Origin of the sequence: Tardiphaga sp. 813_E8_N1_3 (assembly GCF_051811025.1) — a bacterium.
Lineage (GTDB): Bacteria > Pseudomonadota > Alphaproteobacteria > Rhizobiales > Xanthobacteraceae > Tardiphaga.
Map to the genome: position 1 here is coordinate 3,752,667 of NZ_JBPWQE010000001.1, position 17,871 is coordinate 3,770,537.

Annotated in this window: 16 protein-coding genes and 1 other RNA gene; 9 read left to right on the forward strand and 8 right to left on the reverse strand. The window is 62.2% G+C overall.

Annotated elements, in window-relative coordinates; translation table 11 throughout:
- Nucleotides 1-4: 4 nt before the first annotated feature.
- A complete protein-coding gene (locus tag AB8A33_RS17740; protein ID WP_116660805.1) occupies nucleotides 5-355 on the reverse strand; it encodes a YciI family protein in 351 nt (116 codons plus the stop codon).
- A gap of 200 nt (nucleotides 356-555) precedes the next feature.
- On the opposite strand from AB8A33_RS17740, the gene rnpB reads away from it, so the two are divergent.
- Nucleotides 556-990, forward strand: an RNA gene (gene rnpB, locus AB8A33_RS17745) — RNase P RNA component class A.
- A gap of 73 nt (nucleotides 991-1,063) precedes the next feature.
- On the opposite strand, the gene AB8A33_RS17750 is transcribed toward rnpB, so the two are convergent.
- From AB8A33_RS17750 to AB8A33_RS17760, 3 genes are all read right to left on the reverse strand, one after another.
- Nucleotides 1,064-2,866 (reverse strand): ABC transporter ATP-binding protein, encoded by a 1,803-nt coding sequence (locus AB8A33_RS17750; protein WP_439093944.1) that lies wholly within the window; start codon nucleotides 2,864-2,866, stop codon nucleotides 1,064-1,066.
- 339 nt (nucleotides 2,867-3,205) lie between these two features.
- A complete protein-coding gene (locus AB8A33_RS17755) occupies nucleotides 3,206-4,789 on the reverse strand; it encodes a DHA2 family efflux MFS transporter permease subunit (protein ID WP_093760544.1) in 1,584 nt (527 codons plus the stop codon).
- A gap of 14 nt (nucleotides 4,790-4,803) precedes the next feature.
- On the reverse strand, nucleotides 4,804-6,036 hold the full coding sequence (locus tag AB8A33_RS17760; protein ID WP_439093945.1) for an HlyD family secretion protein: 1,233 nt from the start codon (nucleotides 6,034-6,036) through the stop codon (nucleotides 4,804-4,806).
- Between the two features lie 185 nt (nucleotides 6,037-6,221).
- Here AB8A33_RS17760 and AB8A33_RS17765 point away from each other — a divergent pair, with 185 nt between their 5' ends.
- Nucleotides 6,222-6,854 carry a TetR/AcrR family transcriptional regulator gene (locus AB8A33_RS17765; protein WP_439070803.1) on the forward strand — a complete coding sequence of 211 codons (633 nt, stop codon included), beginning with the start codon at nucleotides 6,222-6,224 and terminating at the stop codon, nucleotides 6,852-6,854.
- Nucleotides 6,855-6,863: 9 nt separating this feature from the next.
- Here AB8A33_RS17765 and AB8A33_RS17770 read toward each other — a convergent pair whose 3' ends face one another.
- A complete protein-coding gene (locus AB8A33_RS17770) occupies nucleotides 6,864-8,102 on the reverse strand; it encodes an extensin-like domain-containing protein (protein ID WP_439093946.1) in 1,239 nt (412 codons plus the stop codon).
- A 467-nt stretch (nucleotides 8,103-8,569) separates the two neighbouring features.
- Between AB8A33_RS17770 and AB8A33_RS17775 the strand changes: the two genes are divergently transcribed.
- From AB8A33_RS17775 to AB8A33_RS17795, 5 genes are all read left to right on the forward strand, one after another.
- Nucleotides 8,570-9,580 carry an ABC transporter substrate-binding protein gene (locus AB8A33_RS17775; RefSeq protein ID WP_439093947.1) on the forward strand — a complete coding sequence of 337 codons (1,011 nt, stop codon included), beginning with the start codon at nucleotides 8,570-8,572 and terminating at the stop codon, nucleotides 9,578-9,580.
- Nucleotides 9,581-9,582: 2 nt separating this feature from the next.
- Nucleotides 9,583-10,386 carry an ABC transporter ATP-binding protein gene (locus AB8A33_RS17780; protein WP_184514658.1) on the forward strand — a complete coding sequence of 268 codons (804 nt, stop codon included), beginning with the start codon at nucleotides 9,583-9,585 and terminating at the stop codon, nucleotides 10,384-10,386.
- Nucleotides 10,387-10,453: 67 nt separating this feature from the next.
- Nucleotides 10,454-11,242: an ABC transporter permease gene (locus AB8A33_RS17785; protein WP_439095961.1), complete on the forward strand. Its 789-nt coding sequence runs from the start codon at nucleotides 10,454-10,456 to the stop codon at nucleotides 11,240-11,242.
- A 217-nt stretch (nucleotides 11,243-11,459) separates the two neighbouring features.
- Nucleotides 11,460-12,155: a L,D-transpeptidase gene (locus AB8A33_RS17790; protein WP_439093948.1), complete on the forward strand. Its 696-nt coding sequence runs from the start codon at nucleotides 11,460-11,462 to the stop codon at nucleotides 12,153-12,155.
- Between the two features lie 74 nt (nucleotides 12,156-12,229).
- Complete coding sequence (locus AB8A33_RS17795; RefSeq protein WP_439093949.1) at nucleotides 12,230-13,780, forward strand: DUF4403 family protein; 1,551 nt, start codon at nucleotides 12,230-12,232, stop codon at nucleotides 13,778-13,780.
- A gap of 107 nt (nucleotides 13,781-13,887) precedes the next feature.
- Here the strand turns inward: AB8A33_RS17795 and AB8A33_RS17800 are convergent, their stop codons facing one another.
- From AB8A33_RS17800 to AB8A33_RS17810, 3 genes are all read right to left on the reverse strand, one after another.
- The gene (locus AB8A33_RS17800) at nucleotides 13,888-14,424 is read right to left on the reverse strand and encodes a PRC-barrel domain-containing protein (RefSeq protein WP_439093950.1); all 537 of its coding nucleotides are present in this window, start codon (nucleotides 14,422-14,424) and stop codon (nucleotides 13,888-13,890) included.
- 80 nt (nucleotides 14,425-14,504) lie between these two features.
- A complete protein-coding gene (locus AB8A33_RS17805) occupies nucleotides 14,505-14,882 on the reverse strand; it encodes a PRC-barrel domain-containing protein (protein ID WP_120289287.1) in 378 nt (125 codons plus the stop codon).
- A gap of 157 nt (nucleotides 14,883-15,039) precedes the next feature.
- The gene (locus AB8A33_RS17810) at nucleotides 15,040-15,630 is read right to left on the reverse strand and encodes a hypothetical protein (RefSeq protein WP_439093951.1); all 591 of its coding nucleotides are present in this window, start codon (nucleotides 15,628-15,630) and stop codon (nucleotides 15,040-15,042) included.
- Between the two features lie 170 nt (nucleotides 15,631-15,800).
- Between AB8A33_RS17810 and AB8A33_RS17815 the strand changes: the two genes are divergently transcribed.
- Both AB8A33_RS17815 and AB8A33_RS17820 read left to right on the forward strand, forming a co-directional pair.
- A complete protein-coding gene (locus AB8A33_RS17815; protein ID WP_439093952.1) occupies nucleotides 15,801-16,538 on the forward strand; it encodes a response regulator in 738 nt (245 codons plus the stop codon).
- Between the two features lie 9 nt (nucleotides 16,539-16,547).
- On the forward strand, nucleotides 16,548-17,870 hold the full coding sequence (locus tag AB8A33_RS17820; protein WP_439093953.1) for an ATP-binding protein: 1,323 nt from the start codon (nucleotides 16,548-16,550) through the stop codon (nucleotides 17,868-17,870).
- Nucleotide 17,871 lies beyond the last annotated feature (1 nt).

Sequence of the window (17,871 nt, forward strand, 5' to 3'; positions counted from 1 at the left end):
GGTGTCAGTTATAGACCCAGATCGGCCGCACCTCGATTGAACCGATCCGCGCGCTGGGAATCCGCGCTGCAATCGCCAGTGCGGCATCGAGATCCTTCGCGTCGACCAGATAGTAACCAGCGAGCTGTTCGCGCGTCTCGGCGAACGGACCATCGGTGGTGAGCATCTTGCCGTCGCGCACCTGCACCGTCGTCGCTGTGGTCGTCGGTTGCAGCCGGTCGCCAGCCTTGAAATTGCCGCTCTGGACGATGGATTGGGTGAACGCGCCATATTCCTCGAGCATCTTCTTGCCTGTGGCGGCGTCCATTTTCGCGTACTCGGCTTCGTTTTGGTAGATCATCAACAGATACTGCATTGTGTTGTCTCCTCTTGAGCGGCGCCATTCGCCGTGACGTGGGCATGATCAGAGCCGAAAACTGGTTTCCACTTTCCGGGATCATGCCGTCAGTCGAACGAACCGGCAGCAGAACGACATCTTCAGGATAATTTATTTTGACGGCTTGCGTAGCCGGTCAGTGCTTGACGCCGGCACCGGCAACCCCCATGGCTTTCTGGTCAGTCGGCTGGACGGCCGCTCCTGCTATGGTCGAAAGGCTGCGGGAGAGGAAAGTCCGGGCTCCATCGACATACGGTGCCGGATAACGTCCGGCGGGGGTGACCCCAGGGAAAGTGCCACAGAGAACGAACCGCCTCGCCTCCCTCCGCAAGGAGTTGGCGCGGTAAGGGTGAAAAGGTGCGGTAAGAGCGCACCGCGTATCCGGCAACGGAAACGGCATGGCAAACCACACCGGGAGCAAAACCGAATAGGGACGGCAAAGCAGTCAGTTCGCTCACCTTGAGCGATAACACTGCGGGGCAATGTCTTGCTCGCTGTCCGGGTAGGTTGCTTGAGGCCATAGGCAACTATGGTCCCAGAGGAATGGCCGTCACGTATCGCCGGTGCAAATCGGCGATGCCCTACAGAACCCGGCTTACAGGCCGGCTGATAACTTTCTGAACAACGAAGGGCCCGGCGCAAAACGCCGGGCCCTTCGCCAGTTTTGGCGTAGTCGGAATTGCTCGATCAACCGGCCGCACTGGTGCGATCGAGATCGAGCACCTGACGCTCGAACAGACCGCGATAGATGCCACCCGGTCGCACTGTGAGCGTGGCATGGGTGCCCTCTTCCGCGATATGCCCGTGATCGAACACCAGAATGCGATCGAGGCTGCGCACCGTCGACAAGCGATGCGCGATCACGATCGAGGTGCGGCCTTTCATCAGCCGTTCCATCGCCTCCTGGATCAACGCCTCCGACTCTGAATCGAGGCTCGATGTCGCCTCGTCCAGAATCAGCACCGGTGCATCCGCCAGGAATGCACGCGCCAACGCGACACGCTGCCGCTCGCCGCCCGACAGTTTCACACCACGCTCACCGACCAGCGTGCCGTAACCTTTCGGCAGCCGGGTGATGAAGTCATGCGCATTCGCCAGCCGCGCCGCCTGTTCAATCGCTGCCATGCTGGCGCCGGGCCGGCCATAGGCGATGTTGTCGGCCAGCGAACGGTGAAACAGGATCGGATCCTGCTGCACGATCGCAATCCGGCTGCGCAGCGACTCCTGCGTGACCTCGGCGATATTTTGACCGTCGATCATGATCTGACCGCCCGACACATCGTATAGCCGCTGGATCAGCTTCACGAAGGTCGTCTTGCCGGAGCCCGAACGCCCGACCAGACCGACGCGCTCGCCAGCACGGATGTCCACCGACAGTCCGTCATAGAGCGGCGTCGCGTGACCGCCATAGTGGAACGTCACGTCGTCGAACAGGATACGCCCACCGGTGATCGCAATCAGCTGCGCATCCGGTGCATCGGCGATGCCGAGCGCAACATCGTGAATCGCGACAAGCTCCTCCATGTCGTTCACCGAACGCTGCAGGTTGTTGATGTGCATGCCGACATCGCGCAGATAGCCGTGAATGACGACATAGCTCGTCAGCACATAGGTGACATCGCCCGCCGTCGCCTGACCTTGCAGCCACAGCCACAAGGCGCCGCCGATCACCGCTGTGCGCACGCAGAGCAGCACTGCGAGCTGCACCGTGCTCGTGGTGTTGTAGCGATACCATGTGCGCGCCACGCGCACGCGCCAGCGGCCGACGACCTGCCCCAGCCGCTCGTCTTCGCGACTTTCCGCACCGAAGGATTTCACCACGGCGTTGCATGTCAGCGCATCGGCCAGCGTGCCGCCAACCTTGGTGTCCCATGCATTCGACACGCGTGCGGCCGGCGCGATGTAGCGCGTGGAGAACCACACGGTCATCGCGATATAGGCGACCGCGCCGACGGCGATGACGCCGCCCAGCGCGGGCCAGTGCCAGCCAAGCAACAACATCGAGCCGAGCAACACCACCAGCGACGGCAGCAGCGCCATCAGCAGCGTGTCATTCAGCAGATCGACCGCCCACATGCCACGCGTGACCTTGCGCACCGTGGAGCCCGCAAAACTGTTGGCGTGCCAGTCGGTCGAGAAGCGCTGCACGCGCGCGAAAGCCTCGCGCGACAGATCGGACATCATGCGCAGCGTGAACGGAACGATGGCGTGGATGCCGAGCAGCCGCAGCAGCATCGACGACGCGCCGAGCGCCACGATGGCGCCGAAGGCCACATAGGCCGCATGCCGCGCCGCCGGATCGGCGCCGCCTTTGGTGACGGCATCGACCAACTGGCCGGAGAATAGCGGCATGAACAGGTCAGCCACCGTCGCGCCGAGCAAACCGGCAGCAGTCACCGCGACACGGCCGGGCTGCCGGAACCAATGCCGGATCACGAAAGGGATCACCACGCGGATGGCTGCGGCGCGGTCCTTCGATTTCAGAGTCATGACTTCATCCGGCAGCGCCCCTGCGCAGACCGGCTCCATGGTTTGACGCGCAACGGGCAGACCGAGCGCGAGCGTCCTAAAAGTACAGAAACGGGAAAGATCAGGATGATCGGGACATCAGGCCCGACCGGCAGAGGCGGAACCGGGGCTCAACGAGCCCGCATAAATCCGCATGCGTGCACCGAACCGAGAATTCCGGAGAGCAGATCAATCGACTTCATGCAGACTCTCCCTCGGGTTCGAGCAATGGAAGGTAGTTTTATAGATGTGCCGCCGACTTTTGGCAACATGATGACCGGCTTCAATCGCTGATTGGCGATAGAACCGCTCCAGCCGCGCTTAGTGTCCGCCGCCGGCATTGGCGGGATTGCTGGGCTTGTTCAGCAGCATCACCATGAGGCTGAGACCGACATAGAACACCGACAGCGCGAAGAACGCGTCGCCAAAGCTCATCACCACGGCCTGACGATGCACGATCTGCGACAGCTGCTTCATGGCCATCCGCGACGCGTCGCCCATGCCCTGGAACTTCTGGGTGAACATATTGAGCATCTCGACCGCCTGCGCATTGCCCCAGGTCACCTTGTCGTGCAGCCGCGTGATGTGGAAATCAGTGCGGTGATCGAGCACGGTATTGATCAGCGCGAGGCCGAGCGCGCCGCCGAGATTGCGCGTCAGATTGAACAAGCCGGAGGCGTTCTTCAGCATCTGCGGCGCCAGCGTGCCGAGCGCGATATTATTGATCGGCACCATGGCCATCATCATGCCGATACCGCGCAGGATTTGCGGCAGCAGCAATTCGTAGAAATCGAAATCGCGCGTCACCCATGTCATTTGCCAGGTGCCGGCAGCAAACAGCACCAATCCCGTCATGATGAGATAGCGCATGTCGATCTTCTGCATCAGACGCGCCACCAGCGGCGCCGTCAGGAACATCGCAACGCCCGAGACGAACATGGTCTCGCCGATCATCAGCGCGCTGTAGCCGCGGATCTCCGCGAGATAACGCGGATAGAGATAGGTCAGGCCGTAGAGCCCGATGCCGACGCAGAACGAGAACAGACAGCCCAGCGCGAAATTGCGATCTGTGAAGGCACGGATGTCAACGATGGGCTCCCGCGCCGTCAGCACGCGCCAGAAAAATGCGATGGCCGACAGCAGGCAGATTACCGCGAAGATCGCAATCGACGTGTCCTGAAACCAGTCGTTACGCGGCCCCTCTTCCAGCACATATTCCAGCGAACCGAGGAAACCCGCCATGAAGCCGAGGCCCCACCAGTCGAAATGATCGAGCAGTTCGAAATGCGGCTCGTCGAAATCCACCAGCGCGAGCACGCCGATGGTGATGCCGATACCGGGGACCACGTTGATGAAGAACAGCCAGTGCCATGACAGCGCATCGGTGATGTAGCCGCCCACCGTGGGTCCGATGGTCGGCGCCAGCGTTGCGACGAGACCGATGATCGGGCCGACGATATGGAATTTGGAGCGCGGAAACACCGTATAAGCCGAGGCGAACACCGTCGGGATCATGCCGGCGCCAAGGAAGCCCTGGATCGCGCGCCACAGGATCATCTGCTCGATCGACGAGGTGAAGCCGCACATCAGGCTGGCGAAGGTAAAGCCGGCTGCGGAGATCGCGAACAGCAGCCGCGTGCCGAGTGCACGCGACAGGAAGCCCGACAGCGGAATCGCGATCACTTCCGCGATCAGATAGGCCGTCTGCACCCACGAGACTTCGCTGGACGACGCGGACAATCCGGCCTGGATTTCAGACAGCGAGGCCGAGACGATCTGAATGTCCAGGATCGACATGAACATGCCGAACACCATGATCAGAAACGCGATCAGGCGTTTCGGCGCGACATAGTCCGCAGCCGGAGCGGCCGGCGGTGCGCCTGACACAGTGGTTGTCGTGGACATCTGCTTGTCCTGACTTAGCGCGCGGGTTCTGCACCCGGCTTGGTGTTGACGCGGACATAGACCGACATGCCGGCGCGCAGCAGGTTTTCCTTGGCGACGTCAGCTGGCACCCTGAGACGCACAGGCACGCGCTGCACAATCTTGGTGAAGTTGCCGGTGGCGTTATCGGGCGGCAGCAGCGTGAACACCGAGCCGGCCGCCGGCGCGAGGCTTTCCACCGTGCCTTCGATGGCGCGGCTGCTATCGGCGTCGAGCTCGATCGAGACCGGCTGGCCCGGCTTCAAGCGGCGCAGCTGCGTCTCCTTGAAATTGGCATCGATATAGACGTCGTTCAGCGGCACGACATTGCCGAGACGCTGGCCCATCGAAACGAAATCACCGGTCGAGATGAGACGGTTGGAGAAGATGCCATCCACCGGCGACTTCACGGTCGTGAAGTCGAGATCACGCACGGCCTTGTCCAGCGCGCTCTGCAATTCGGCGAGCTGCGCACGCGCTTCGTTCTGCTGCGCCTTCGTCACTTCGACGCTGCTCTTGGCTGCATCAACGGATGCCTTCGCGGCCTTGACGGCAGCCGAGGTCTGGTCACGGTTCGACTGCGAGGTCTCATAGACCGAACGCGAAGCAAAACCCTGCTTGCTCAGCGTTTCCTGGCGGTCGAATTCAAGCACGGCGCGATTAGCGGCGGCATCAGCCGATGCGAGCTGCGCCTGGACCTGCTCGACGGCGCTTTCCTGTGCACCGACCTGACGGCCGATCCGTTCGATGGTGGCCTTCTGGGTGTCGATCTTGCGCTTGGCGGCATCGACGGCGATGCGATAGTCGCCGTCGTCGATCCTGAAGATCACCTCGCCGGCCTTCACCGCGACGTTGTCGCCCGGCAGGATCTGCGCGATGTGGCCCGAGACGCGCGCACCCAGCGTGGTGTTGCTGGCGCGGACATAGGCGTCGTCGGTCGAGACGATGAAGCGGCCGACCAGATAGTAATTGATGCCGTAATAGACGCCTGCGACGGCGAGCAGCGCGCCGACACCAAGCAGCACTTTTTTCTTTTTGGCAGACTTCGGAGCGGCGGCCTGTGCAACAGCAGGCTGCGCTGCGGCCGCCGGCTGTTCGGGCGCAGGGGCATCCGCGGGACCGCGGGCAGCAGGCTCGTCGGCGGCAGGCGGCACGACGCGCACCGGCGCACTGTCAGCCTCGCCTTCCGGGCGAATGATACGAGCAGCCTGGTCGCGTGGTCCGGCCATTCCGGCCTCCTCAAACCTGAGAATGCGGACACCATCGGACAGGCCGGGTTCCGCTTGCTGTGACATCATGTAAATTGACCGAACGGTTCGGTCAAGATACAGTTTGACCAGTTCATCACGATTTCGCGTTATTCCAGTTTCATCGCGGGGCGATACCCTGCTGATTCATCGAACAGGCTGAATGAATGGTTGCCTCCCACCCCGCCCCCCTCTCGCCTGTCGGCGAGGAAGACAGCGCCAAGCGCCGCCAAATTCTCGACGGCGCGCGAAAAGTCTTCCTGGATCTGGGCTTCGACGGCGCCAGCATGGGCGAGATCGCGCGTGCCGCCGGCGTCTCCAAGGGCACGCTTTATGTCTATTTCACCGACAAGAGCGCGCTGTTCGAGTCGATCGTCGAGCAGGAGAAGCTCGAACAGGGCAAGGCGGTCTTCAATCTCGATCCGGAACGCGATGCGGTGACCACGCTCGGCGAGTTCGGCCGCGCCTATATTCAGTTGCTGTGTCGGCCTGGCGGCGGCTCGGCGATCCGTACCGTGATGGCGATCGCGGAGCGCATGCCCGATGTCGGCAAACGCTTTTACGAAGCGGTGCTGGCACACGCGATCCGGCAGGTCGCGGCCTATCTCGATGCCCGCGTCGCTGCGAAGGAATTGGCGATCACTGATACGGAGCTATCCGCCGCGCAATTCATGATGTCCTGCCAGGCGACGCTGTTTCAGCCCTTCATCTTCCAGGCCAAGCCGACACCCACGCGCGCGGAGATCGACAAGGTCGTCGACAGCGCCGTGCGGATGTTCCTCGCGGCCTACCGCATCTGACAAGCCGGCCTATTCGTTCTCGTAGAAGTCCTCATCATCGGGCGATTTGCGCGTTGACTTCTTGACCGTGCGGCCGATCGAGCCGGTGACGCCGCCGTAATCACTGTTGCGGCTGGCATAGGGATTGCGGCTTTGCGCGCGTGCGGCAATCTCCTCGCCCGACACCGCAGCGGGCTGGCAGATCACCGGGCGCTTGGGCCGGCGCATCAGATCCACGTGAATGTGATCGTAGTGATAGACGTTGGAACCCGGCGCCAGCACGGTGTTGAAGACCTGGCACGCGCCGCCCTGAATATCGCGCAGGAAGCCCTGCTCTTCCGGCATACCCTTCCAGCCTGCCTTCACCGAGACGCTGCGACCATCGGCGAGGACGAAGGCGGAGATATCGAGCGCGTTGCCGAATGCATGTTCGGAGATATGCGCGCGCGAATTGCCGTTCATGCCGCGGCACGAATAAGCGGAGATCTGCTTGATCTCGGCGACGCGGACGCCGAACCAGCGCATCGCTGACGGCTGCACGGACTCCGCAAGCCACTTGTCGAGCGCCGAGACGATCGGACAGGCCAGCGTCGCCGTCGGTTTCACAACGACGGGGCCAACCGAGCCCGTGACATTTCCCTGTCCCGGTCCAAGACGCTGCGGAGCATAGTCCTGCGGCGGCTGGCTCTGCTGCACACCTGAACTATAGCGGCCGTAAGGCGCGCGCGGCTGCGGTTGCGGTGCCGGCATCGCTTGCGGCGAACCTTCCGGCGGCAATTCGATCTCGTCTTCATTGTCCGGCGGCACGCCCGGCGCGTTCAGCGAGATCGGTCCGTTATTGGCAACGCCGCCATAGGATGGCTGCTGCGGCGCGGTTTGCGGGTAGGAATTCGGATAGCTGCTCGCGGGACGCGCCATGGTCTGTGGCTGCGTTTGTGGCTGCTGCTGCACCGGCCAGCGCGGCTGGCCTGCACCGCTGATGCCACCAGGCGGCCGCAAGGTTTCATCGGCAAAACCATAGCTGCTGCTGGCCTCGCCAAGGGCCGCGACCTTCAAGGGAAATTCAGCGCCGCAGACACCGGGCCCGGAAATCGGGTTGATCCGAACGAGATCAGCGCCCTCTTTCACCGTGCCGGATTTGAGACATGCGACTTCTGCCTCGGCACGCCATGGTTCACGTTCCTGGGTCTGAAACAGACCGCGTCCGCAACCCGCAAGCGAAACAAGGACGACGGAGCCGACGAGATACAAACGAACTCTGCGCGTCATTCGCGCAAGGTGGTCGAAATGTTTTAAAGACTCTTCAACGCATTGAATTCACGTTTGATTTACCATGTTGCCGACACTCATACCGCTATGGCGGCGATTGGTCGGCTTCATTCTCTTTTCTGCGGGAACGGACCGCCAGCTTTCGCGTTACTCCGCGCGACAACGTCAAAGGGAGGGTTCCCATGACTATGTTCGGTCAACTGAGCGTTGTGGCCGCCTATGCGGCAATCGCCTTCGTCGGCGCTATCGTATTGGGCGTGCTGTAGAGCCCTACTCCCATAAAGCTTTCTCATCTATGGCGTCCGCTCTCGCGAGCGGACGCTTTTTGCTGTCGTAACCTGCCAATAGCCGATTGACAGTTTGACGCAGGCCGGGGCCTGATGCCCCCGTTGCGAGCGCTTGCGCATCGGCCGGGACCACCGCCCGCGCAATAGACCAGCGCCGAATTCAGAAGTCAGGAAACGCCTATGCGCAAATTCTTTGCCGCAACCATTGCGGCTGTATCCCTCGCCGCTGCACTTGCAGCCCCTGCTGCGGCGCAAACCCCGATCAAGATCATGGTTGGCGGTATCGACAAGCAGATCTATCTGCCGGCGAAACTCGCGGCGCAGCTCGGCTTCTTCAAGGAACAGGGGCTCGACGTCGAGCTCTTCAACTCGACCTCCGGCTCGCAGGCGGCGACCGCCCTGCTCGCGCGCGAAGTGCAAGGCGTGGTCGGCTTCTACGATCACACCATCGACCTGCAGTCCAAGGGCAAGTTCATCACCTCGGTGGTGCAATTCGCCGTCGCGCCTGGCGAAGTCGTGCTGGTGAAGGCCGCCGATGCCGACAAGCTGAAGGATCCCGCCAACTGGAAGGGTCAGGCGCTTGGCGTCACCGGCCTCGGCTCTGCCACCGACTTCCTGACCCGCGCGCTCGCCGCCAAGGCGGGGCTGAAGATGCAGGACTACACGCTGGTGCCGGTCGGCGCCGGCGATACGTTCCTGGCTTCCATGCAGCAGGGCAAGATCGTCTCCGGCATGACCACGGAGCCGACGGTGGCGCGCGCGGTGAAGAACGGTACAGCGAAAGTCGGCATCGACCTGCGGACCCCGGAAAGCACCCGCGCTGCACTTGGCGGCGATTATCCGGCTGCGTGTCTCTATATGGACCGCGCCTGGATGGAAGCGAACAAGGAGACCGCGCAGAAGGTCGTCAATGCCTTCGTGAAGACGTTGAAGTGGATGAACAGCCACTCGCCGGAGGAAATCGCGGCCCAGATGCCAAAGGACTATTATGCCGGCGAGCTCGATCTCTATGTGCAGGGTCTGCGCGAAGGCAAGCCGCAATACTCCGTGGACGGCATGATGCCGGCGGGCGCACCGGAATCGGTGCTGAGTGTGCTGAACAGCTTCTCGCCCAACCTCAAGGGCAAGACCATCGATCTCGCCAAGACCTACACCACGGATTTCGTGGTCAAAGCCAACGCGACGAACTGAGCATGTCAGCAATTGCATCGCCCTCCGCCGTCGCACTGAAGAACGTCGCGCGCCGCTTCGTCACGCCTTCGGGTGACGTTCTCTCCGCGCTGGAGGATTTCGACCTCAGCATTGCGCCCGGTGAATTCATGGCCGTGGTGGGCCCGACCGGCTGCGGCAAGTCGACGACCCTCGGGCTGATCGCCGGGCTCGCCCGCCCGCAAGGCGGCGAAGTCACATTGTTCGATGCGCCGGTGACCGGTGTCGATCGCCGCGTCGGCTTCGTGTTCCAGCAGGACGCCGTGTTTCCATGGCGCGACGTGCTCGGCAATGTCATGGCCGGGCCGCTATTTCGCGGCGTCCCGAAAGACAAGGCGGAAGCCACCGCGCGTGACTGGATCATTCGTGTCGGCCTGAAGGGCTTCGAACATCATCATCCGCATCAGCTCTCCGGTGGCATGCGCAAGCGCGTGGCGCTGGCGCAGACCTTCATCAACAATCCGCAGGTCCTTTTGATGGACGAGCCTTTCTCCGCGCTCGACGTGCAGACCCGCGAATTGATGCAGGAGGAATTGCTGCAGCTCTGGGCCCAGGCGAAATCCGCGGTGCTGTTCGTAACGCATGATCTCGACGAGGCGATCCTGCTCGCCGATCGCGTCGCCGTGCTGACCACGCGACCGGCGCGGGTCAAATCCGTTCACACGATCGACCTGCCGCGTCCGCGCGATGTGGCGACGCTGCGCTACGACGAACGTTTCATCGCGATTGCGCGCAAGATATCCGACGACCTGCGCGAGGAAGTATTGCGCGCGCGGGCAGGACACTGACATGACCGAGACAACAGTGACCGCCCCCCTCGCCACCGACGGCCGTATCGAAACCGCCGTCCAGCGCATGCGCCGCCATCAACGCCTGGTGCTGGCGCTGCGGTTGGCCGTTCTCGTATTCCTGATCGGCGGCTGGGAATTCGGCGTCCGCCTCGGCGTAATCGACCCGTTCTTCTTCGGCCAACCTTCGGGCATCGTCACCAAGCTGATCGACTGGACCGAGAACGGCACCTCGATCGGGCCGCTGTGGAAGCAGATCTGGGTGACAATCTATGAGGCCGGCGCCGGCTTCCTGATCGGCTCCGCCATGGGCATCCTGTGCGGCATCGCACTGGGACGCAATCAGCTCCTGTCAGACGTGTTCTCGATCTACATCAAGGTCGCGAACTCGATCCCCCGCGTCGTGCTCGGCTCGATCTTCATCGTGGCCCTCGGCCTTGGCGCCGCCTCGAAGATCGCACTCGCCGTTGTCATGGTGTTTTTCGTGGTGTTTGCCAACGCCTTCCAGGGCGTGCGCGAGGCCGACAAGAACCTGATCGCCAATGCGCGCATCCTCGGCGCCAGCAACTGGCAGATGACCCGCGCGGTGGTGCTGCCCTCGGCACTGTCCTGGATTCTCGCCAGCCTCCATGTGTCGTTCGGCTTCGCGCTGGTCGGCGCCATCGTCGGTGAATTCCTCGGCGCCCGCGAAGGCATGGGACTGCTGATCGCAACTGCACAGGGCTCGTTCGATTCCAACGGCGTGTTCGCCGCGATGATCGTCATCGCGATCGTGGCGCTGCTGGCCGAATGGATTTTGACCATGATCGAGAACCGGCTGCTGACCTGGCGCCCGGATACCACCGTTAACGAGTGACCACTGAAGCCCGGCGCGCTTGATTCAAATCAGCGCGCCGGCGGTCATTCCCGATGCAACAATGTTGCCCCTATCCCCCGCGACGACACATTTCCCCGCCGCGACGAAACCGTTTTGCAGAATTGACGCAAATCTCCTGAAACCGCCGCTGGGTACATCTCCTGCCAACGAAGCGCCGAACGGGCGCTCACCCACAGGCGCTCAACCGGAGATTCCCATGATCACCCTCGCTTCTTTCGAACGAAAAATTCGCCGTGCCGCCGTCGCCATCGGTGCGCTCATCGCCGGCGCATTCTCCTTCTCGCATTCGGCCGTTGCAGCGCCGCTGCCACTGTTTCCATTTTTCATGACACCGCCGGCGCAGGTCGAACCCTCGCCCTATATGCAGTCTCCGCAGGTGGATGACGAACGCCAGGCCATCGAACAGCCTGCGCGCTTCAGGCGTCAGATCGTCAACTATCCGACCCGCGAGGCCCCCGGCACGATCATCGTCGATACGCCGAACACCTATCTCTATTATGTGCTCGGCAACGGTCAGGCGATCCGTTATGGCATCGGCGTCGGCCGCGATGGTTTCACATGGTCCGGCGTGCAAACCGTGACCCGCAAAGCCGAATGGCCGGCATGGACCCCGCCCGCTGAAATGATCGCACGCCAACCCTATCTGCCGCGCCACATGGCCGGCGGCCCCGGTAACCCGCTTGGTGCCCGCGCCATGTATCTCGGCGGCACCATCTATCGCATCCACGGCACCAATATGCCGGAGACCATCGGCACGCAGGTCTCGTCGGGCTGCATCCGCCTCACCAATCAGGACGTGTCGGATCTGTATTCCCGCGTCACTGTCGGCACCAAGGTGGTCGTATTGCCGATGGACCGCCGTGCAGACAGCGCAAGTGGCAAACGCGGCTAATCTGAGGCGCGGCTCCTAACTGGCGCGCGTCACCCTAGCATTGTAATGTCCCCGCGTTTTCGAGCGGGGACATCATGCGTCTGAAACCAATTCTGATCGGCGCTGTGCTGGTCGCCGTCTTTTTCGTGGTCGCACTCAAGGTGATGGACTATGTGGCTCCGCGCGGCGCTGGCCCGGCGCCGGTGCTGGTCGCATTGCCGCCACTGCCGCCCTCACCCGCACGCAGCTCCAGCATCATCGCGCCGGTCGCCATTGCGCTCACCGCGATCCGCGATGCCGCCGACCGCGGCGCGCCGCGCAGCTTCAACGGCACAGCTGACAATCCTGTACAGCAATTGCTGCAGGATGCCGATATCAAGTGGACGGCTGCACGCGGTCCGATCGCGGCGACCGGCGCGCAGGACACGCTGACCATGTCCGCCCCCCTGACCGGCGCGCTCAATGTCACCGGCGCGATCTCGACGAATGTGCGCGATGCGCTGGGCGGCGCGCTCGGCAACCTGCTCGGCGGCAATGTTGCCAAGCAGCTTGGCAACATCAACATCAAGAACGTCAATGCCAATGCGGAAATCCGCGGCAATGTGGTGGTCTCGGCGCAGCCGCGGCTGACCCCGAACTGGCGGATCGACCCGAACCTGACCGCTCAGGTGACACTCGGCGATACCAATGTCGCGGTCGCTGGTGCCCGCATCAATGTGCCCGCGCAGGTCAAGCCGATGATCGACAATGCGGTCAACGAGCAGATCATCGCCTTGCAGCAGCGCCTGCGCAACGATCCTACCTTCGAGCAGAATGCCCGGCGTGAATGGGCCAAACTCTGCCGGTCGATCCCGCTGCAAGGCGCGAGCGCATTGCAGAACCTGTTCATCGAACTGAAGCCGACGCGTGCCGTCGCCGCCCAGCCGCGCATCGATGCCAGCAATGTGACGCTGACACTCGGCGTCGAGGCCGAAACACGCGTGACCTCAACACAGACGCAGCCGAATTGTCCCTTTCCTGCCACACTCGCCATCGTGCCGCCCGGCCCCGGCAAACTCAGCATCGGTGTGCCCGTAGACATGCCTTTCACTGAACTGAACAAGATCATCGAGGCGCAGCTCGTCGGTAAGACATTCCCGGAAGACAATTCCGGCGCGGTCGCAGTGACGGTGAAGAAGGCAACTGTCTCGGCATCCGGCGACCGCCTGCTCATCTCGTTGCTGGTGAACGCCAAGGAGAAGCAGAGCTGGTTCGGTCTTGGCGGCGAAGCAACCGTCCATGTCTGGGGCAAGCCTGCGCTCGATCAGGCGGCACAGACGCTGCGCTTCACCGATCTGGAACTCGCCGTTGAATCTGAAGCGGCCTTCGGCCTGCTCGGCGCGGCGGCTCGTGCAGCCATGCCATTGCTACAGAAGACACTGGCCGAACGTGCGACCATCGATCTGAAGCCCTTTGCCTCGAATGCGCAAAAGAAGATCGCCGCCGTCATCGCGGATTTCCAGAAGAACGAGAACGGCATCCGCGTTGGCGCCGAGATCAGCAGCCTCCGCCTTGGCGGGATCGCGTTCGATTCCAAAACGCTCCGGGTGATCGCGGAGGCCGACGGCGCCATTAATGTAAATGTGACGGCGTTGCCGGGGCTGTAGATTTAACGCGATGACGCGGTGAAGAGCGCACCCGCAAAACGGGCGCGCTCTTATCGTCAGCCTACTGGTTCTTGGCTCACGTTGTCACAACGCGACGCAAAAAGGCCTTACATCGCATACTTGAACTCAGGCATCGCCTTCAGTTGATCCTTGCTGGCGCCGCTGAGCACGGCATGGTCGGGGTACCAGGGATTCGCCTTGGCCGGCGCGGTGGCTGCCGGAGCTGCACCCGTGGTCATGCCGCTTGGGGGCGAGGTCGACTTCATGCCCGACGAACCGCCAGTTGAAGACGCCATTGTTGCGACCGGCTCGTTCACGAATTTGATCTTGTCAAAAGGCACGGCGATCAGGCGTTCGCCGACACCGAGGAAGCCACCGACGCCGATCACCACCGCCTTGATGTTTCCCTGCTTGTCGGTCAGGAGATCGTTGATCGAACCGAGGCTCTCATTGGCTTCGTTATACACGCTCAGACCGACCACCTTCGATGTACGCCAGTTGCCATTGAACGTCGTATCAGATGCGGTGACCGGCGCAGCGGCGGGGGCTGTCGTCGTTGTCGCAGTGCTCGGGCTCTGCGCGAAAGCTGCGGTCGCCAACAGCGCCGAACCAACGATACCAGCCGTCATGTATTTCTTGAACATATGTTCCTCCTGTCGTTGTGGGTCGTTCAAAACCAACGCGGAGGTACAATGACTGTTCCGGTTCCAGCCAAAATTGGGCGTTAGAATTCGCCCCAATAGGGTGCGACGCCATAGTGGCGATGCAGCGCTTCTTCCTGCGACCTGTCGCCCCAGTCAAACTCGCGTTTCTCGGTGAATGACGGCGCGCTGCGCAGTTCTTCTTCGCTGATATCAAGTTGATAAGCGTCAAGCGTGCGATTGAAGGTCAGCCGCGCCCACGGCAGCGGCAGCAGGTTCGAACCAAGACCGAGAAAGCCGCCGAAGCTGAGGATGGCGTAGGATACTTTGCCGCTGATCTTGTCGATCATCAGCCGTTCGATATGACCGATGCGTTCGCCGTTCGGACGCCGCACCGCCGTTCCCTCGATCCGGTCGCTCGCAATCAGACTATGCGGCTTCGTCATGACGTCGGGAGTCATTGTCGCCTCCATAAATCAATTGAAGGGATAAGAATGCCCGGACATGTTCCTTGTTCCGGCAATAGCGCGAAAGTGACGTGCACAAAAGAAACCACCACCCTTCCCTTGCGGAAAAGATGGTGGCATCTGCCTGGTCGTACGCGTCGCGGTCGTAATATCAGGTCTGGTAGTCGATCAGCAGGGCCGTGAAGGACGCCTTGCTGCTGGATGCCGTCGTGCTGGTCCCGCTTGCGCTATAGGCACTCGAGGACGAGGCCTCCAGCGATTGCTTCAGCGAGTCCAGGAACTGCTTCATGATATCGGAGATACTGGTCGCACTGTCCGTATCATCGGTGCTGTCGGTACTATCGGCGCTATCCGACGGCGGAGGGCCGCCGGGACCACCGCCGGGAGGTGGACCGCCGGCACCGCGGGCGCCGCCTGCTCCCCCCGGGCCATCGGCAAAGGCTGACTGGAACACGCCCTGCAATTCGGTGGCCTGGTCGGAGGTCAGCTTGCCGCTGGACACCTGGGCACTAATCAGGTCGTCGATCTTCGATTTCATATCGTCCGGCGACGGCCGGCTGCCGCTGCTCTGGCCCGAACGGTCGGCCTGCAGCGACGAGTCGATATCGGTTAAAGCAGAGGACAGCGCATCCTGATCGCCGCTGCTGATCTTTCCGGAGGAAAGCTCGGCCTGCAGCTCCTGCTGCAGTTTTTGAAGGGGGGATTGGTAGGAACTGCTGGACGCAGCCGAGATAGAGGTCATGATCTGCTCCAAGGTGCTTGCTTAGTGCTCGCAACTTGCGGTTAACCTTCTTAACGAGGTCTTGTTATCGCCTTGCTGACATGTTGCGGGTTGTTGCGCCCCGGACACCAGCAATAGTCCGAAACAAAAAACTTCTGCAGCCCGCGCCGATCCCGGCCAAAAGAGTTCGCATGGCAAACGTACCGAACATCCTGGTCGTAGAAGACGACCGCGAAACCCGTACGCTGATCGCGAAGTATCTGCGTACCAATTCCTGCAACGTCACCACCGCTGCCGACGGACGCGAGATGGAAAAGGTGATGGCCGACACCCGCGTCGACCTGCTGATCCTCGACGTGATGTTGCCCGGCGAAGACGGCCTCAGCCTGTGCCGCAAGGTCCGTGCCGAGTCGCAACTGCCGATCATCATGCTGACGGCGCGTGGCGAAGACGTGGACCGCATCCTCGGCCTCGAAATGGGCGCCGACGACTACCTGCCAAAGCCCTTCAATCCGCGCGAACTGCTCGCACGCATCAATGCAGTGCTCCGCCGACAGGCCACGGCGCTCAATGCGAGCGCCACGCCGAATGCGACGGCGCTGTCATTCGCTGGCTGGCAGATCGACCTGCGCCTTCGCGAATTGCGTAATCCCGAAGGCGCGCGCGTCGCCATGACCTCGGCCGAATTCGATCTGCTGCGCGCCTTTGTCGAGCGCGCCGGCCGCGTACTGTCCCGCGACAGCCTGCTCGATCTCACGCAAGGCCGCAGCGCCGGCTCGTTCGAACGCAGCATCGACGTGCTGGTCAGCCGGATCCGTCGCAAAATCGAGGTCGATCCGCAGGACGCGCAATTGATCAAGACGGTGCGTTCAGGCGGCTACATGTTCACGCCAACGGTCGAAGCGGTCGCAACGGCAACTCCGAACTAGTCGACAGGGATGTTCAGCGTATTCAATCTGCGTCGGATCAGTGGCCAGATCACCGCGCTGGTGGTGATGTCGATTGTCGCTATTCACATCGTTCTCTCGATCATCTTCACGCTACTGCGGCCGGACCCGAACGACCCGCAGCGAGATCGTGGCCACGGCGAATTGACCGCGATCGTTCGCTTGCTGAAGACGACACCGATCGCCGATCGCCCGGAACTTCTGGTCAATCTGAAAAACGCCTTTCCCAAATTTGACATCCGGCCGGTCCCTCGGGATGCAACGATCACCACCGACAATGGCCCCGACTATCCGCGTCACAGCTTACGCCGACTGCTTGGCTCCGACGCGCGACTGCTGACGATCGATGGCGCGCCGGACCGGATCGGGATCACCCTCCCGGACGGCGAGATGTTCTCCTTCAGTAGCCTACCGGAGCGACGACCAGGCTTCTTTCTGGGCGGTCCCTGGGTTCTGACGTTTCTGTTCGTGGTAATCAGCCTGACGCTGCTGGGCCTGTGGGCGGCCCGCATGCTGTCCGCGCCGCTTTCGGCTTTTGCCAAGGCAGCGGAAGAGTTCAGCCTGAACGGCTCGGCTGAGCCCCTGCCCGAGCGCGGTCCCGAAGAAATTCGCTCGGTGGCACGCGCGCTGAACCGGATGCGCGAGCGCATCGGCACATTGATCGACGACCGTACCAAAATGCTCGCCGCCATCAGCCACGACCTGCGCACGCCGATCACCCGGCTGCGGCTGCGCTCGGAATTCATCGAGGACGACGGCCATCGCCGTCACATGCTGCGTGACCTAGATCAGATGCGCTCGATGCTCGAAGCCGTTCTGTCGTTCCTGCGCAACGACCGCCGGCTGGAAGAGATGACGCTGACGGATATCGCCACAACCCTGCAGCTGATCGCCGATCAGTTTGCCGATATCGGGCATATGGTGACGTATCAGGGCCCGTCCCATGCCATGGCGATGGCAAGACCCGACGATCTGCATCGCGCAGTGACCAACCTGGTCGAGAATGCCGTGAAGTTCGGCTCGGAAGCGAATATCTCTCTGACGATGTCCGAAGGCGGCGCCATCATCGACGTCGCCGATGACGGTCCTGGCATTTCGGACGCACAAAAGAGCGCGATGCTGCAGCCCTTCGTACGCGGCGACGACGCCCGCAACATGGATCACGAAGCTGCCGGCTTCGGCCTCGGCCTGTCGATTGCCCGCGCCGTAACGCTGGCCCATGGCGGCGAATTGACACTGCTGGATCGCCAGCCGCGTGGCCTGATCGTCCGTATCACGCTGCCGGCACGCGATACGGATAGAGCTGCAGCGTAGC

What these genes read in the sequence shown, in the direction of transcription:
- AB8A33_RS17820 (WP_439093953.1), top strand. Translation starts at nt 16,548, where the DNA reads ATGTTCAGCGTATTCAATCTGCGTCGGATCAGTGGCCAGATCACCGCG.
- AB8A33_RS17805 (WP_120289287.1), bottom strand. Translation starts at nt 14,882, where the DNA reads ATGACTCCCGACGTCATGACGAAGCCGCATAGTCTGATTGCGAGCGAC.
- AB8A33_RS17795 (WP_439093949.1), top strand. Translation starts at nt 12,230, where the DNA reads ATGCGTCTGAAACCAATTCTGATCGGCGCTGTGCTGGTCGCCGTCTTT.
- AB8A33_RS17810 (WP_439093951.1), bottom strand. Translation starts at nt 15,630, where the DNA reads ATGACCTCTATCTCGGCTGCGTCCAGCAGTTCCTACCAATCCCCCCTT.
- AB8A33_RS17775 (WP_439093947.1), top strand. Translation starts at nt 8,570, where the DNA reads ATGCGCAAATTCTTTGCCGCAACCATTGCGGCTGTATCCCTCGCCGCT.
- AB8A33_RS17750 (WP_439093944.1), bottom strand. Translation starts at nt 2,866, where the DNA reads ATGACTCTGAAATCGAAGGACCGCGCCGCAGCCATCCGCGTGGTGATC.
- AB8A33_RS17785 (WP_439095961.1), top strand. Translation starts at nt 10,454, where the DNA reads ATGCGCCGCCATCAACGCCTGGTGCTGGCGCTGCGGTTGGCCGTTCTC.
- AB8A33_RS17760 (WP_439093945.1), bottom strand. Translation starts at nt 6,036, where the DNA reads ATGGCCGGACCACGCGACCAGGCTGCTCGTATCATTCGCCCGGAAGGC.
- AB8A33_RS17800 (WP_439093950.1), bottom strand. Translation starts at nt 14,424, where the DNA reads ATGTTCAAGAAATACATGACGGCTGGTATCGTTGGTTCGGCGCTGTTG.
- AB8A33_RS17790 (WP_439093948.1), top strand. Translation starts at nt 11,460, where the DNA reads ATGATCACCCTCGCTTCTTTCGAACGAAAAATTCGCCGTGCCGCCGTC.
- AB8A33_RS17815 (WP_439093952.1), top strand. Translation starts at nt 15,801, where the DNA reads ATGGCAAACGTACCGAACATCCTGGTCGTAGAAGACGACCGCGAAACC.
- AB8A33_RS17780 (WP_184514658.1), top strand. Translation starts at nt 9,583, where the DNA reads ATGTCAGCAATTGCATCGCCCTCCGCCGTCGCACTGAAGAACGTCGCG.
- AB8A33_RS17765 (WP_439070803.1), top strand. Translation starts at nt 6,222, where the DNA reads ATGGTTGCCTCCCACCCCGCCCCCCTCTCGCCTGTCGGCGAGGAAGAC.
- AB8A33_RS17770 (WP_439093946.1), bottom strand. Translation starts at nt 8,102, where the DNA reads ATGACGCGCAGAGTTCGTTTGTATCTCGTCGGCTCCGTCGTCCTTGTT.
- AB8A33_RS17740 (WP_116660805.1), bottom strand. Translation starts at nt 355, where the DNA reads ATGCAGTATCTGTTGATGATCTACCAAAACGAAGCCGAGTACGCGAAA.
- AB8A33_RS17755 (WP_093760544.1), bottom strand. Translation starts at nt 4,789, where the DNA reads ATGTCCACGACAACCACTGTGTCAGGCGCACCGCCGGCCGCTCCGGCT.